14 protein-coding genes are annotated in these 17,255 nt (G+C 40.6%); all 14 read left to right on the forward strand.

Going from position 1 to position 17,255, the window contains the following annotated elements:
* The first annotated feature begins 69 nt into the window (after positions 1–69).
* The 14 genes from BuS5_RS00005 (at position 70) to BuS5_RS00070 (ending at position 17,238) form a co-directional block, all read left to right on the forward strand.
* Positions 70–1,644, forward strand: a complete 1,575-nt coding sequence (locus BuS5_RS00005) for an XrtA system polysaccharide chain length determinant (protein WP_027353984.1) — start codon at positions 70–72, stop codon at positions 1,642–1,644.
* Between the two features lie 18 nt (positions 1,645–1,662).
* Positions 1,663–2,514 (forward strand): CpsD/CapB family tyrosine-protein kinase, encoded by an 852-nt coding sequence (locus tag BuS5_RS00010; RefSeq protein ID WP_027353983.1) that lies wholly within the window; start codon positions 1,663–1,665, stop codon positions 2,512–2,514.
* A 6-nt stretch (positions 2,515–2,520) separates the two neighbouring features.
* Positions 2,521–3,903 (forward strand): TIGR03013 family XrtA/PEP-CTERM system glycosyltransferase, encoded by a 1,383-nt coding sequence (locus BuS5_RS00015; protein ID WP_027353982.1) that lies wholly within the window; start codon positions 2,521–2,523, stop codon positions 3,901–3,903.
* A 152-nt stretch (positions 3,904–4,055) separates the two neighbouring features.
* Complete coding sequence (locus tag BuS5_RS00020) at positions 4,056–4,640, forward strand: polysaccharide biosynthesis/export family protein (protein ID WP_027353981.1); 585 nt, start codon at positions 4,056–4,058, stop codon at positions 4,638–4,640.
* Positions 4,641–4,720: 80 nt separating this feature from the next.
* Positions 4,721–6,043 carry an outer membrane beta-barrel protein gene (locus BuS5_RS00025; protein ID WP_157487395.1) on the forward strand — a complete coding sequence of 441 codons (1,323 nt, stop codon included), beginning with the start codon at positions 4,721–4,723 and terminating at the stop codon, positions 6,041–6,043.
* A gap of 36 nt (positions 6,044–6,079) precedes the next feature.
* Positions 6,080–7,102, forward strand: coding sequence for an SDR family oxidoreductase (locus BuS5_RS00030; protein ID WP_027353979.1), 1,023 nt, complete (start codon positions 6,080–6,082; stop codon positions 7,100–7,102).
* Between the two features lie 62 nt (positions 7,103–7,164).
* Positions 7,165–9,123, forward strand: a complete 1,959-nt coding sequence (asnB, locus tag BuS5_RS00035) for an asparagine synthase (glutamine-hydrolyzing) (RefSeq protein WP_035265437.1) — start codon at positions 7,165–7,167, stop codon at positions 9,121–9,123.
* A gap of 2 nt (positions 9,124–9,125) precedes the next feature.
* A complete protein-coding gene (locus BuS5_RS00040) occupies positions 9,126–10,133 on the forward strand; it encodes a hypothetical protein (protein WP_051374784.1) in 1,008 nt (335 codons plus the stop codon).
* On the forward strand, positions 10,130–10,372 hold the full coding sequence (locus BuS5_RS00045; protein ID WP_035265435.1) for an acyl carrier protein: 243 nt from the start codon (positions 10,130–10,132) through the stop codon (positions 10,370–10,372). The genes BuS5_RS00040 and BuS5_RS00045 overlap by 4 nt, the downstream gene beginning before the upstream one ends.
* Before the next feature lie 70 nt (positions 10,373–10,442).
* A complete protein-coding gene (locus BuS5_RS00050) occupies positions 10,443–11,978 on the forward strand; it encodes a class I adenylate-forming enzyme family protein (RefSeq protein WP_027353977.1) in 1,536 nt (511 codons plus the stop codon).
* A 77-nt stretch (positions 11,979–12,055) separates the two neighbouring features.
* A complete protein-coding gene (locus BuS5_RS00055; RefSeq protein WP_027353976.1) occupies positions 12,056–13,351 on the forward strand; it encodes a UDP-glucose dehydrogenase family protein in 1,296 nt (431 codons plus the stop codon).
* A gap of 89 nt (positions 13,352–13,440) precedes the next feature.
* Entirely contained in the window at positions 13,441–14,481 is a 1,041-nt protein-coding gene (locus BuS5_RS00060) for an NAD-dependent epimerase (protein WP_027353975.1), read from the forward strand.
* A 295-nt stretch (positions 14,482–14,776) separates the two neighbouring features.
* Positions 14,777–15,649, forward strand: coding sequence for an XrtA system polysaccharide deacetylase (locus tag BuS5_RS00065; RefSeq protein ID WP_027353974.1), 873 nt, complete (start codon positions 14,777–14,779; stop codon positions 15,647–15,649).
* Between the two features lie 41 nt (positions 15,650–15,690).
* Positions 15,691–17,238, forward strand: coding sequence for an ATP-binding protein (locus tag BuS5_RS00070; RefSeq protein WP_027353973.1), 1,548 nt, complete (start codon positions 15,691–15,693; stop codon positions 17,236–17,238).
* The last annotated feature ends 17 nt before the right edge of the window (positions 17,239–17,255 follow it).

Below are 17,255 nucleotides of genomic sequence, written 5' to 3' on the forward strand. Positions count from 1 at the left end.
TTGCTTTTCAAACTTTATGAAATAGTTCAGTCAGCCTAATTAACCATAATATAATACTTTAGGATGAAAATGGCCGAAACTGCCAATACAATCAAAGTCGATCAAATCATAGCGATTATTTTAAGACGGCGCTGGATTTTGATAATTCCCTTTTGCATAGCAATAGTGGTTGGCAGCTACCTTGCGATAACTTTGCCGAAAATATACAGCGCCAGCACCCTGATTTTTATCCAGCCACAGAAGGTCCCGCAATCCTATGTTCGATCCATAGTATCAAGTGATATTAATTCCCGAATCAACACCATCTCGCAGCGGGTCATGAGCAGGACAAATCTGGAAAACATTATAAAGAGATTCAACCTTTTTTCAGAGCCGGAAAATCAGGATATGTTCATGGAAGACAAGGTGGCTATACTTGCAAAGCGTATTTCGGTTGATGTAACAAGATCGTCAAGGAGGGAGGCGGATTCATTTTCAATCTCTTTTAGGGGAGGGGATCCTGACAGAGTAATGAGAATCGCCAATACACTTGCCGCCTATGTAATTGATGAAAATCTCAAGGTCAGGGAAGCCCAGGCTGTAGGCACCAGTGACTTTCTTGCGGGAGAACTTAATTCAACCAGAACAAAGCTCACTAAACAGGAGAATACCCTTAAGGAATATAGGGAACAATATATGGGGGGATTGCCTGAGCAGCTTGACAGTAACCTTAGAATCCTTGAACGGCTTCAGGAACAACTTGATTCCGCCAACATTAATCTCAGGGATGTAAAAAACAGGCTTGCCAATCTTGAAACAATCCGGTCGCAACCAGCAATAATGCAGCCGGCAGGTACCGACGCCGCACAAGGCACAGGTACTGAGACTAACCTGGCGCAGATGCAGATGCAGTTATCTGATCTTAAAGCAAGGTATACTGACAAGCATCCTGATGTTCTTCGCCTGCAGAAAATGATTGCAGATATGGAAGCTGGAAAAATATCAGATAAAGACACCGGCGAAACAGATGGGCCGGCATCAGGCAGAAGCAGAAATATAAATTATGCAAATTCAAACCGCATCAATGAGCTTAACAGCGAAAAGGCAGGGCTGATATCTGAAATTAAAAAACTTAATAATCAGATAATCGTTTATCAAAAACGGGTTGAAGATACTCCAAAAAGGGAGCAGGAGCTTTTATCTTTAAACAGAGACTATGACAATATCAGGGATACCTACAACTCTATTTTGGAAAGAAAACTAGAAGCAGAGCTTTCCGTTAACATGGAAAAAAAACAAAAAGGCGAGCAATTTCGCATTATCGATCCTGCCAGACTGCCCCAGAAACCGGTCTCTCCGGATATGAAAAAACTGTTTCTTTTTACAATTGCAGCAGGGCTTGGAGCTGGAGGCGGCATTGCTTTTTTGTTTGAATTTTTCAACCAGGGCTTTAAATCGATAAATGATGTTGAATCTTATCTGAATATTCCTGTAATTGCAGCTATACCATCGGTTTTTCATAAAAAGGATAAGGTCTTGAGAGGACTGAATAATGCGGCGTCTGTTTTTTCATTAATGATTTCATTCGTATTATTGGCAGGTTTTGCATTACTGACCTTGAAAGGTGTTGATTATGCACTTGAATTGCTTAAAAAGTTTATCTAAACGTAGCCAGGGGTAAAAATGGGTAAAATATTTGATGCGCTGGAAAAAGCCAAGCAAGAGGAACCGATTCCGGCGCCACCTGAAAAGTATCCCGAACTTGTCAGGACTTTATTTGATAAATCCGGATCTGATAAACCTGGATCTGATAAATCCGGCATCCTGATTAAAGACTCAGAATTTGAAAATAATAACAGGGTTATCGATGAAGATATTATAGCATACGCAGATTTTGATTCTATAGAAGCAGAGCAGTTCAAAATGCTCCGGACTAACATCCTTTTTCCTGTTTCCGGGCAACCTCCGCGCTCAATACTTGTAACCAGCGCCATGCCTGGTGAGGGTAAAACATTTGTAGCCGCAAACCTTGCGGTCAGCATTGCCAGGAATATTAACGAACATGTTCTCCTGATTGATTGTGATTTACGCAAGCCCAGTATACATACAAGATTCGGTTATAATAACGTCCGGGGTCTGAGCGAGTATTTAAGCAGGAATGTTCCCCTTGCTTCGCTCCTTTTGAAAACAAAAATAAAAAAGTTAACCCTGCTGCCGGGCGGGAAAATTCCTGACAACCCGTCCGAACTTTTATCTTCCGAAGCTATGAAAAAAATGCTGGTGGAGGTCACGGAAAGATATAAAGACCGTATTATTATAATAGATTCCCCGCCTCCGCAGTTGACGGCAGAAACAAATGTGATTGCGAGACAGGTGGACGGCATCCTCCTTGTGATAAAATACGGCGGCACTAAACGCGAGATGGTGGCAGAGATGATCGGCAGGCTTGGTAAGGAAAAAGTGCTGGGAGTTGTGTTCAACTGGTTGAGCAAAAGAGCTACATCCTATTACGGCTATGGTAAATACGGTAAATAGACTATAATGCTGCGGTTATTAAAACAATACTATCCTATAAGAAATGCTGTTTTCGTAATCGGAGAAGCCTTTGTAATTTTTTTTTCAGTATTAATTGCATACTGGTTTATCATAGATTCAAACATACTTGGCGGGTGGTTATACTGCAAAATATTTTTAATATCATTTATAGTACAGGCATGCCTGTACTATAATAATCTTTATAATTTCAAAGTAATTGACGGCTTCACAGAACTTAGCATCCGGCTTTTTCAAGCCGTGGGTTTTGCTGCTATAATTCTTGCAGTAATTTATTTTTTTTTTCCGGGCGCTATTATCGGCAAGGGTGTATCCGGAATAAGCATTGCTCTTATCCTTATTTTTATTACATCATGGCGGTTATGTTACACTCTTGTTCTTGAGCGCGGTTTATTCAATCAACAGATAATAATTCTTGGTTCCGGAGAACTGGCCAACAATATAAAAATCGAAATAGAAACTACTAAAGACTGCGGATATACCGTCAAGATGATTTTTAAGGAAGATGCCGATACCGACAGACTAAATGCAACAAAAATCACCATATCCCGAAGTGGATATGATGGACTCTGTGAAATAGCCAAAGATTTGAATATTGACAAAATTGTTGTTGCCTTGAAAGAAAAAAGAGGGGTTTTTCCTGTTAAGGAGCTTCTAAACTGCCGTGTGGCAGGGATCGATGTGCTTGAAGGAAACAGTTTTTACGAAATGCTTACAGGCAAACTTATTGTAGAGCAAATAAATCCAGGGTGGCTGATTTTTTCCAAAGGTTTTAAGAAATCATTCATAATGCGCGCTTTTAAACGTTGCACAGATTTCTTTTTGTCCTTGAGCATGCTTATCATGTTTTCGCCATTGATAATTTTGACTTCGATTCTGATCAAAATGGACTCTGAAGGACCAATCTTGTTTTCCCAGGAAAGAATGGGGCAAAACGGAATACCATATGATGTTTATAAATTCAGGTCAATGTTTACAGATGCTGAAAAAAACGGCCCGGTCTGGGCCACAACTGACGATAACAGGGTAACGCGGGTGGGAAAATATATCCGCAAATGGCGCATAGACGAAATTCCTCAACTCTGGAACGTAATGATTGGAGAGATGAGTTTTGTCGGGCCCAGGCCGGAAAGAGAACATTTTGTAAAAGAACTCGAAGCCATTATTCCTTATTACAGCCAGCGTTTTAATGTAAAACCGGGATTAACAGGATGGGCCCAGGTAAGTTACGGTTATGGCGCGACTGTTGATGAAGCAATTGAAAAACTGAACTATGATCTTTTTTATATTAAAAATATGTCGATCCCGATGGACTTAACTGTAATTTTCCGTACCGTTAAAACAGTACTCTTCGGCGAAGGCGCTCGATAGTGCCTGAGCGAGCCCTAAGGCACGGTTTTAAGTTTTTGGTTTTGCGTTTTGGGTTAAAAAAATAAGCAATCTCAGCCAGTTGTAAATAAATCAGATTAAAAAAATGTCATTGTAATTGACCAGGCGGAGCTATATCATTAAGGAGGTAATTTATGAAAAGGTTAAGACTTTTTTACTTTACTCTATTTATATTAATTCCAGCTTTTACCCTTTCCGGGTTGTGCTTTGCAGGTAATAAAGTTCCTGATAAAAATTCATATGTTATTGGATGCGGTGATATCCTGGAAATTATCACCTGGAAAGAACCGGATTTTACACGGGAAGATGTGCTTGTAAGAATAGATGGCAAAATAACATTTCCCCTGCTTGATGATGTTCAGGCAGCAAGCATAACACCGATTCAGCTCAAAAAAGCAATCGAAATAAAATTAAAAGAATATATTGATAATCCTGTTGTAACAGTTAATGTTACAAACCCAAGCAGTCAGAGGTTCTACATTTTAGGTGAAATAGTAAATACAGGCGAATATCCGCTCGTTAAACAACTGACTGTTCTGCAGGCTTTTGCACTTGCAGGCGGTTTTACAGAATGGGCGGCAAAAAAAGAAATTATACTTTTAAGAAAAGAAAACGGTCAAGAAAAGTTGTATCGGGTAAATTATAAAGACATCGCCAAAGGTAAGAATTTGAACCAAAATGTATTGATCAGGGCTGATGATACTATAATTGTACCGTGAGGAGCGCTGCGTTGGAGGAGCGCTTCGCTGGAGGAACCGGCCTGCGGCCTTGAGGGGCACTTCGTTTGAGGGATAAGGGGATGATGAATAATAAAAGAATAATCTTACTATTTTTTTTGGGAATATTTTTTATTATAAATAACGCTTATGGCTTCCAGGCTGATTTTACGCCGCGGATATCTGTTGATGAGGAATATTCCGATAATATTTATCTGTCATCCAGGATTAAAGAGCATGACTATATTACCAGCATAACCCCGGGATTTACTCTTGATTTTTCCGGTAGGCGCATCGGCGCAACTATCTCTTATGAACCCTCGCTTGTTTTTTATAAAAGAGAAACAGATAATAACACAATCAGGCATAGTGCCCAGTTTTCCGGGTGGAGCGATTTAGGTAAAAACACGAGGCTTGAACTTAATAACTCATTTATGCGCACTGAAGACCCGCTTGGAGAAGATGATCTTTTCCTGGAAACAGGTGAATCCCTGAGAGATCCGGATCATACTGTGCGGCAGAGCAGAGAACCATATTATACAAATACAACCAGCCTTAATCTTACCCACCAGTTCGGCGCGGCCGATTTTTTCCGGATGGGATATATTTACGACATTCTCCAGAATGAGAACCCGGAAGATGATGATAATAAAAGCCAGGCACCTTATATCGGACTTACATACTGGTTCATGCCTGATATGGGATTTGAAACGGATTTTTCATACACAAGGGCGAAATATTCCGGCACTGATGATCCTGCTGATGATTCCAAAGAATTCCAGGGAAGCTTAAGACTGATCAAACGATTTTCCAGGCATCTGGAAGGATTTATAAATTATAACCATATAATCATGAATTATGATGGCGATGAAGAAGATTACAAGGTTTTTGACCCTTCCATAGGCATTAATTATGCAATTTCAGACGATGCTCACATTAATATAGGTATCGGATATTTTATGCAGGACAGAGAAGAGAGTGACGGCGATTCCGGCCTTTCTTTGTCCGGCGATATTGGCAAAACCTGGGATTTCAGACGCGGCTCAATAGGTTTAACCGGAGCAATGGGTTACGATGAAGCCAACCTGGGAGCTGAAAACCTGGGTTTTGAAAAATATTACGAGATTGCCTGTATTGGTGAATACGGTTTGACGCAGCGTTTGAGTGCGAATATAAGCTATTCTTTCAGACGCAGCAAATATGTTGATACAGATGAAAATCGGACTGACAGAACTTCAAGTTTCGGAGCCGGGTGCCGTTACGCTCCGACCAGGTGGATTTTTTTAAACCTGAATTATCAGTATAACACTGTTGCCTCTACCGATAGAGAAGACGAATATGATGAAAACAGGGTTGTTTTTTCAATTTCATTTGTGCCTGAAAGGCCATGGAGGCTGGGAAGCTAATAAACTGTAAATCTATGTGCCGGGAGGAATAAAATTTTGAATATTGATCAAGTTAAAGCGCAATTAAAGCAAAATCCCAAAAAATGGCTTGTGACCGGTGTTGCCGGTTTTATTGGATCAAACTTGCTCGAAGTTTTGCTCGATTTAGGTCAAACTGTTACAGGTCTTGACAATTTTTCAACCGGCAAACAGGAGAATCTGGATGGGGTGGAGCAGATTTCAGGCCCTGACAAGTGGCAAAACTTCACTTTTTTAAAAAAGGATATTGTTAATCTCCCGGACTGTATGGAGGCTTGCGCCGGTGTTGACTATGTCCTGCACCAGGCAGCATTGGGAAGTGTACCCAGATCAATTGATGATCCTTTGACAACCAACAGTTCCAATATTGACGGATTTGTCAATATGCTTGTAGCGGCAAGAGATAACAGCGTTAAAAGATTCGTTTATGCCGCATCGTCATCCACTTACGGAGATCATCCCGATCTTCCCAAGGTTGAAGATAAAATCGGCCGCCCACTATCACCCTATGCTGTTACCAAGTATGTTAATGAACTTTATGCGGATGTTTTTGCCACAACTTACGGAACTGAAAGTATAGGCTTGAGATATTTTAATGTTTTCGGAAAAAGACAGGACCCGGAAGGCGCTTATGCAGCGGTAATCCCTAAATGGATCGATATGTTGCTGCAAGGCAATCAGCCGGTAATAAACGGAGACGGAGAAACAAGCAGAGATTACTGCTTTATAGATAATACAGTGCAGGCCAATATCCTTGCAGCCGTAACAGATACTCCCGAAGCAGTAAACAAGGTTTACAATGTAGCCTTTGGCGAAAAAACCACCTTGAATGAACTCCTGGATATGATCAAAAGCGGACTTTCGGCACATAAATCTGAAATCGCAAAAATTGAACCGATCTACGGCCCCTTCCGTAAAGGAGACGTTCGACATTCTCTGGCCGACATCAGCCGGGCAGAGAAACTGCTCCAATATTCACCTCAATACAACGTTAAAACCGGCATGCAGGCAACAATAGACTGGTATATGAAAAATGCCTGAAAGCTATAGATAAGGCTAAAGAGCCCCAAGCATATAAAACCTTACACCCAACAACAAAAACAATGTGCGGAATAGCAGGCATAATAAATTTTAAAGATCGGGAAGAGATGCTTCCTCTTCTCGAGCAGATGGGGGAACTTCTGCATCACAGGGGCCCCGACGCAAAAGGTTATTATAGCAATGGACCCGCAGGTCTTGCCCATGCAAGGTTGAGCATAATCGATCTTGATACCGGAGATCAGCCTATTGCCAATGAGGATAAAACCGTTTGGGTGGTCTTTAATGGTGAAATATTCAACTACCCCGAATTGCGTAAAGATTTAAAATTAAAAGGGCACTTTTTTTCCACTAAAACAGATACCGAAGTACTGGTTCATCTTTATGAAGAACTGGGAACCGATATGTTCAAGGAGCTCAACGGCCAGTTTGCATTTGCCCTGTGGGATGCAAAAAAAGAGATCCTGCTGCTTGGACGGGACAGGGTTGGCATCAGGCCCCTTTTTTATTATCTTGATAATCAGCGCCTGGTCTTCGGCTCTGAAATAAAAGCAATTTTTGCCGACAACAGAATCCCGCGCAGGATCGACACGGAAACCCTGGCAGATATATTCACCTGCTGGTCATCTTTTGGAGCACGCACCACCTTTGAAAACATATCCCAGGTTCCACCGGGACATTACGCCCTGTTCTCCAGCAACGGACTGGAAATACACAGGTACTGGCAGTTAACCTTCAATCCGGATAATGAAAACAAAAATAAATCTGTGGAGGATTGGGCACTTGAGCTAAATACCTTACTCAAGGATGCTGCCAAAATCAGGCTCAGGGCGGATGTTCCGGTGGGTTGCTATCTCAGCGGAGGAATTGACAGCACCTATATCAGCAGTCTGGTAAAAAATAATTTTAACAACCGCCTCAGAACTTTTTCAGTAGCTTTTCAGGAAAAACGATTTAATGAAGCCGTATTTCAGAACATAGCGATCCAAAATCTTAAAACCGATCACAGTACAATCCATTGCAGCAACCAGGATATCAGCCGCCTTTTCCCAAAAGTTATCTGGCACACGGAAACCCCTTTATTAAGAACCGGACCTGTTCCCCTTTTTCAACTCTCCGGGCTCGTGCGTAAAAATAATTTCAAGGTTGTGCTCACCGGTGAAGGGGCAGATGAAATTTTTGCCGGGTATAATATCTTTAAAGAAGATAAGGTCCGCCGTTTCTGGGCCAAAAATCCTGATTCTGTTTTACGGCCGAAACTTCTGGAAAGACTCTATCCTTATATCTTTTCACGGAATGACGGCCGGGCAAAAACCTTTTTAAGAAACTTTTTTAAAAAAGGGATCCAGGAAACATCTGTACCCTTTTATTCACATTTACCAAGATGGCAGAATACATTTACACTGCAAAATTTTTTTTCAAAAGATCTGTTTGCACAAACAGGCGGGCCAAACATTTACGGACCAGACAGATTCTATAACAAAATTATCGATTCGCTTCCATCGGAATTTATGTCCTGGGCACCCCTTTCCAGAGCCCAATATACCGAAAGCACAATCTTCATGCCCAACTACCTGCTCTCTTCCCAGGGCGACCGCATGGCAATGGGCAACTCGGTTGAAGGCCGCTATCCCTTTCTGGATCACAGGGTAATCGAGTTTGCAGGCACAATACCGCCAAAATACCGGATGAACGGCCTCCAGGAAAAATTCATCCTGAAACGGGCTGCTAAAAATTTAATACCCAATGAAATTGTCAGCAGGCCTAAACAGCCCTACCGGGCTCCTATCAGCGAAAGTTTTTTCGGGAAAACAGCGCCTGGTTATGTGACAGAACTGCTCTCTGAAAACGCTATAAAAGAAAAAGGTTATTTTGATCACAAAAAAGTATCCCGTTTGGTTGCCAAATGCAGCCGAAACCAGGGGAATCTTTTAAGTGAAAGGGAAAATATGGCAATCGTCGGAATTCTTTCAACCCATCTAATTGACGAAATGTATGTGCATAAACTGGGATTACAGGAATAAATATGGCAAATAAAATTTGTACCAGATGTATTTTGCCGGATACTTTTCCGGGCATTAAATTTGACGACAAAGGAGTTTGCAACCATTGTAAACGTGAAGAAAAAGCTCTTGCAAAAGCGGCTGCAAAAAAAACAGAATACAAAAAACGGCTTGATGGCTTGATTCAGACCCATAAAGGCAATGCCCCTGTATATGATGTAATTGTAGCATACAGCGGCGGCAAGGATTCCAGCTACACCTTGAAACTGCTTAAAGAGCGATATGATTTAAGAATTCTGGCCTTCACATTTAATAATCACTTTGTATCACCTTTTGCCTTTGAAAATATAAACCGGATTACAGATGAACTTCAGACCGATCTTGTACAGTTTCGCCTCCCATGGCCGGCTGGAAAACAACTCTTTTCATTAACAGCCCAAAAAGATATTTTCCCGGAAACAACCATGCTAAGGGCCAGCAGTATATGCACAACCTGTATAGGAATAGTCAAACCATTAGTGCTGAAAACAGCGCTTGAAATGTCGATTCCCCTGGTTGCATTCGGATGGTCTCCAGGCCAGGCTCCTATTCAGTCGGCTATTATGAAAACGAACCCGGCTATGAATCGCCTGACCCAGGAGGCATTTTTAAAGTCTTTTCCCGAAGATACAAAAAATATTATCAGCCGTTATCTGCTTCCCCTTTCCTATTATGAAATTTATAAAGAGAGATTCCCATATAATATTCATCCCCTTGCTTTTTTTGATTATGATGAAGAAAAAATCAAGATTGAATTGAACTCCATAGGCTGGGAAGTCCCTTCTGATACAGATACGAATTCATCCAATTGCCTGCTTAATGCCTATGCCAATCATTGCCATATTACAAGAAACGGTTTCCACCCTTATGTGTGGGAGATCGCCAACATGGTCAGGCAGGGGATAGTGGACAGGGATGAAGGCATAGAAAAAATATATACAGAGCAGAACGCTAAAATGGTTGCATACGCGCAGGAGAAATTAGGGTTATGAGCGGTACAAAACAGAAGATCAAAGAGTTTATAATAGAAAATTTTCTTTTTGGTAATGACGAAGGCCTTAAAGATGACACCTCTTTTCTGGAAGAAGGGATTATAGATTCAACCGGAATACTGGAGCTGGTAAATTACCTGGAAGAAGAGTTTGAAATAAGCGTTGATGATGAAGAGTTGATTCCCGAAAATCTTGATTCGATTGATAATGTCACTGCATATCTTACAAAAAAACTATGATGAAAATAATTAGCCACAGACCCACACAAACACACACGGACAAAAAATAAATTATCGACAATCTTTATTTATGAAATCTTCCCTGATCCATCATTTTCTCGAACAGAGTGCAAATTCGTTTCCGGAAAAGATAGCTCTAATACATGAGGATACAAGAGCTGGTTATGCAACAATAAATGCATGGGCCAACCGCTTGGCAAAGAGCCTCATTAACAGTGGAGTAAAAACCGGTGACAGGGTTGTTATCATTCTTGAAAACTCCCTTGAATATGTCGTAAGTTATTATGGCACTCTCAAGGCAGGCGCTGTGGCTGTTCCGCTCAGTTTGGAGATAAAGCCGGACGGATTAAAGCCGCTTTTGGATGAAATTGAACCGACAGTACTGATTTCTTCCGCAAGGTTCGAAAGACTGCTTAAGGCTGTCGATCTTTCCCAATTTAAGCTTAAGTATTTAATACTAAAACAACCCAGGCTTCAATGGCAGGAAAGCAAAACTCTTCTCCTGCTATGGGATGACCTTATTAATGATGGGCCGACTGACAATCAGAACCTGCTGCTCAAAAAAACAGATCTTGCTTCAATTATCTATACCTCCGGTTCAACCGGAAAGCCGAAAGGGGTTATGCTGACGCATAATAATATAGTTTCCAACACTAAATCAATCTGTACCTATCTGAATCTTACAGGTAAAGACAAACAGATGGTGGTGCTACCCTTTTTTTATGTAATGGGCAAATCACTTCTCAATACTCATTTTGCGGTTGGCGGAACAGTTGTTATCAATAATAAATTCGCATTTCCGGCAACAGTGCTAAAACAAATAGAAGCAGAGCAGGTTACCGGCTTTTCCGGCGTGCCGTCGACCTATACCTATCTGCTTCACAGATCGCCCCTGGCGGATTATAAAGATCGACTCGGCTCACTCCGTTATTGCACCCAGGCCGGCGGACATATGTCAATGCAGACCAAAAAAGAATTAAGAAAAATTTTGCCGGAACATACTGAAATCTATATCATGTACGGCGCTACCGAAGCATCCGCACGCCTTACATATTTAGAACCTGATAAATTTGATAAAAAAACAGATTCTATCGGTCGGGCCATTCCAGGGGTTTCCATTAAAATTGTAGATAAAAACGGCAGTGAAGTACCAACCGGCCGGACCGGGGAACTTTTGGCAGCCGGTGATAATATCATGGCGGGATACTGGAAAGATACCATGGATCCTCTTGACAATGACTGGTACCATACCGGTGATCAGGCTTATGAAGACGAAGACGGCTACCTTTACATCACAGGCCGAAAAGACGACCTGGTCAAAGTTGGCGGACACCGCATCAACACACGGGAAATTGAAGACGTATTAATGGCAACCGGTTTTGTACTTGAGACCGCCGTTTTCGGCCTGCCCGACAAACTGCTTGGTCATAAACTTATCGCCCTTGTCGCTCCCCAAAAAAAAGAAACCACGGAAACACAAATATTAGGCGAATGCGCTGCAAGACTGCCCAAATATAAATTGCCGGGCTTAATAAAACTTGTAAGATCAATACCTAAAAAAAACAGCGGAAAAATTGACCGAAAGAAATGCCTTGAACTGATGTGATAATTATGAATTTTGAATGATAAATTATGAATTGAAGGATTCTACTGATTTATATAACAACTCACAACGGATAAAATATGAAACTAACAATAGTAGGCACAGGATACGTTGGTTTAGTTACAGGAACCGGTTTTGCCAATCTTGGTAACGATGTCATTTGTCTTGATGTTGATAATTCAAAAGTAGATCAACTTAAAAACGGCCGGCTTACAATCTATGAACCTGGCATGGAGGAAATTTTTAAACGCAACCTCAAGGGCGGGCGGCTTAAATTTACCACTGACACAATAAAAGCCATCCAGGAATCCGATATTATTTTTATTTGCGTGGGTACCCCCTCCAATTCCAGGCAGGAAGCGGATTTGACTGCAGTTAAAGAGGTTGCCAAATCTATAGGTAAATATATGGATGGCTATAAAATCGTGGTCAACAAGAGTACAGTGCCGGTTGGAACGGCAGATCTTGTAAAAGGGGTGATCCTTGAAAATCAGTCTCAACCCATTGAATTCGATGTTGTTTCCAACCCTGAATTTCTGCGTGAAGGTGCGGCAGTAAAAGATTTTGAAAATCCGGACAGAATAATAATCGGAACAGACAGTCCCCGCGCGGAAGAGATGCTTACCTCCCTCTATCGATCAGTTGCCCGAACAGACAGGCCGATTATGGTGACCTGCATCAAAAGCGCTGAATTGATTAAATATGCAAGCAACTCCATGCTTGCCACCAGGATCAGTTTTATGAACCAGTTGTCCCATCTCTGTGAAAAAACCGGAGCAGACATCAAGGCCGTATCACGCGGACTCGGTCTGGACGGACGAATAGGTTCACGTTTCCTGCATGCCGGCATCGGCTATGGCGGAAGCTGCTTTCCCAAGGATGTTAAAGCGCTGATCGCAACCTTAAAAGAGTATGGCTGCGATGCTGATTTGTTTGAAGCGGTTCACAGAATTAATGAAAAACAAAAAACTGTTGTGGTGGAAAAACTGAAATCAGTATCAGAAATAAAGAGCAGCGCCATAGCCATCTGGGGAATTTCCTTTAAACCTAAAACTGATGATATCAGGGAAGCCCCTTCAATCCGGATAATAACAGAGCTTCAAAATGCAGGCGCCAAAATAAAAGCGTATGACCCGGTTGCTATGGAAAATGCGAAACAGATATTTAATGATGTTGAATTTTTCGAAAGTCCCTACGAAGCCATCAAAGACTGCGACGCGCTGATTGTGGTGACGGAATGGGACGAATTCAGAAATCTTGACCTGCGTGCTGTTAAAGTACTTTTAAAAAAGCCGGTTATCATTGATGGCAGAAATATCTACGACCCGAAAGAGATGGAGAAACTCGGATTTACCTACTTAAGTATCGGTAGATAAAATTGGGTTTTTTTGGGGGGAAGGGCACAAAATTTTGTGCCCCTACGAACAAAAAAAATATTATAAAAAATGAGGCAAAATTTAAAATCATGAACCCTGATATTCCAATATTAGTCACCGGAGCCGCCGGTTTTATCGGTTTTCATCTGGCCATGCGTCTTTTGAATGATGGCTTCAAGGTCGTCGGACTTGACAATCTGAACAGTTACTATGATGTAAAACTTAAAAAAGCCCGGCTGGAAGAATTAAAACCGTTTGATAACTTCTCATTTTTTAAAGCAGATCTTGCTGATGCCGCCGGGCTTGAAAATATATTTAAAAACAATCATTTTGATATTGTAGTTAATCTGGCAGCCCAAGCCGGTGTCCGCTACTCTCTCGAAAATCCCGCTTCTTATGTTAACTCAAACCTGGCCGGGTTTGTCAACCTGCTGGAATGCTGCCGTCATTACAAGGTAAATCACATGGTCTTTGCATCATCCAGTTCAGTTTACGGCGCAAACACCAAAATGCCTTTTTCCGTTCATCATAATGTTGATCACCCTGTATCCTTGTATGCCGCTACAAAAAAAGCCAATGAACTGATGGCACACACCTACAGCCATCTATTTGATCTGCCCTGCACTGGTCTTAGATTTTTTACGGTTTACGGTCCATGGGGCAGGCCGGACATGGCCCTGTTTCTTTTTACAGACGCGATTCTTAAAAATAAACCGATAAAAATTTTCAATAATGGCAACATGCAGCGGGATTTTACCTACATAGATGACATTGTAGAAGGAGTTGTGCGGGTGATGGACAAAATTCCCGAACCAAACCCGAAATGGAGCGGAGACTCTCCCGACCCTGGCACTTCGTACGTAAAATATAAAATATATAACATCGGAAACAATCAGCCTGTAAAACTGATGGATTTTATCGAAACAATAGAAAAAGTAATCGGCAAAAAAGCCCAAAAAAACTTTATGGAAATGCAGGCCGGCGATGTGAAAGCAACATACGCAAACATAGATGACCTTACACGGGACGTAGGCTTTACACCTTCAACCCCCCTGGAAACCGGTATTAAAAATTTTGTTCAATGGTTTAAAAGCCGGCAAGCGCTGCAATCCACAACTCACAATAAATAAGTCTTTTTTTGTTTGAACCTGAATTTGAAGATGTTTATTTACACGCTATGGGCTTCTTGATTGTCTGAATCAGGATATCCAGGATTAAAAGATAAACAGGATTATTGAGAACGTTTCCCCTATTTCAAGCGCTAAGAAAATCCACAACCTGTAGACTTATGCGAACAGGAACCATTCCTATTATTTTAAAATAAAATAACAAATCAGGAAAATCCAAAAATCATGTAAATCCTGATTCAGACAATGAAAAATACAACCAAATCAATACAATAGCAGTTCACAATACTAAATACCTATGTCTGATATTATCTTAACAATCGACGTTGAAGACTGGTTCCAGGTAGAAAATTTCAAACCCTGGATATCATATTCTACCTGGTCATCCAGGGAGCTGAGAGTGGAAAAAAAGACCAATCAGCTCCTTGACCTTCTTGATTCATTAAAAAATGTTCACCCAACCAACAACCTGCCCAAAGCCACTTTTTTCATCCTTGGGTGGATTGCGGAACGTATTCCTGATCTGGTCAAAGAAATTCACAATCGTGGACACGAAGTTGCCTCACATGGTTATTTTCACAAGCGTTGCGACCGGCAGCCTCTCCCAGAGTTAAAAGCAGATCTCCAGGCATGCAAAAAAATACTGGAAGATATAATAAGCGCCAAGGTTTACGGTTACAGGGCTCCGAATTTTTCAATTAACAATAAAGTATTACAAGTCATAGAAGAATGCGGATATAAATACGACTCCAGCTACAACTCCTTTGGCCTGCACGGCAGATACGGGCATTTAGCCCTTCCTCACAGCAACAACAAAAGCATTGCAGTCAATATAACAAAAGATTTTTATGAAATACCTGTCAGTAATTTAAAAATAGGCAAAACAATTATTCCCCTCGGAGGAGGCGGCTATTTTCGTCTTATGCCCTTTATGCTATTTAAATATGGAGTTAAAAAAATTCTTCAAAAAGATAACGCCTATATATTTTACATGCACCCCTGGGAAATAGATCCGGAACAGCCCAGGGTGGATGAAGCATCTCCGGCATATAAATTCAGACACTACATCAATCTGGACAAAACCGCCGCAAGATTATCCGCACTGATAAAAAGTTTCAAGCACTGCTCATTTGTAACCTGCAGTGAATATATCAATTTCATTAGGGAATAGCTAAAGAAGTATATCCCGGCTATTCGAGTGAAAAAAATCGTATGAAAAAGCTTCCAATCGGAATACAAACCTTTGCCAAAATAAGGCAGGATAATTTTTACTATATTGATAAAACCAGGCTGGTAAAAAAACTTGTAGATAGTGGTGAATACTATTTCCTGTCGCGTCCCCGCAGATTTGGAAAGAGCCTTTTTCTTGACACATTAAAGTCTGCATTTGAAGGCAAAAAGGAATTATTTAAAGGCTTGTATCTTGAAAATCATTGGGACTGGGAAGCAGAGTATCCTGTAATAAAGATAAGCTTTGGTGCAGGTATTTTCCGTAACAGTATAGAGCTTGACCAAACCTTTGAGGCAATGTTTTTGAGATGGGAGGAAAAATTTAATCTCAAATTAGCGGGTATTAATTATAAAGAAAATTTTAAAGAACTCATAGAAAAACTGCATCATCGTTATAATAAGAAAGTAGTAATTTTAGTTGACGAATACGACAAGCCCATTCTTGATAACATCACAGATCAAAACAAAGCAACAGAGATGCGGGAAAGTCTGAAAAATTTTTATTCTGTGATTAAAGATTCAGATGCTTGTATTAAATTTGTATTTTTAACAGGAGTCTCAAAATTTTCAAAAGTCAGCCTCTTCAGCGGTCTCAATAACCTTGAAGACATAACTTTTAATCGTGATTATTCAATTATCTGCGGTTATACCCAAAATGATCTTGAAAGGGAATTTGCCGACAGACTGCAGCAGGCTGATTTAAATGAAATAAAAAATTGGTATAATGGATACAACTGGCTTGGTGAATCTGTTTATAATCCCTTCGATATCCTTCTATTTCTTTCTAATCACTGTGAATTCAGAAACTACTGGTTTGAAACAGGGAGTCCTGCTTTTTTAATAAAACTTTTTAAAGAAAATAATTATTTTATACCTGATCTTGAAAAAGTAGAAGTCACAGAGAGTCTCCTGGGAAGTTTTGACGTCGATTTCATTGATCTTGAGACACTTCTCTTTCAAACCGGATATCTGACCATAAAAAAACAAAAACGGATTGGCCCCAGATTAAAATATGAACTCAAATATCCAAATATAGAGGTACAGTATTCTCTAAACGATTATATTCTTGATTATTTGATATCCGATCCGGCAGGCAAATCAAAACATCAGGATGCGCTCTATTATTCCCTTGAAGCAGGTGACCCTGAAAGACTGCATTCTGCTATTAAATCTTTGTTTGCATCTATTCCGTACAATAACTTTTCCAAAAGCAGGATTCATGAATATGAAGGTTATTATGCCTCTGTGATCTACAGCTATTTTGCCGCTCTTGGGATTGAACTGATAGCAGAGGATGTAACCAACAAAGGCAGGATTGATTTAACTCTAAAATTAGATGACAAGATTTATATAATTGAATTCAAGGTATCGGAAGATTCGGGAGATGATAAAAATTTGCCTCTTCAACAAATAAAATCAAGAGGCTACAAAGAAAAATATGTATACAAAAATAAATCAATTTACCTGATAGGAATGACCTTAAGCAAAAAAGAGAGAAATATCAGCTTCTTTGAATGGGAAAAAGCATAAGTGTCTGTATGAAAAAA

This window comes from Desulfosarcina sp. BuS5 (genome assembly GCF_028752835.1).
GTDB lineage: Bacteria > Desulfobacterota > Desulfobacteria > Desulfobacterales > BuS5 > BuS5.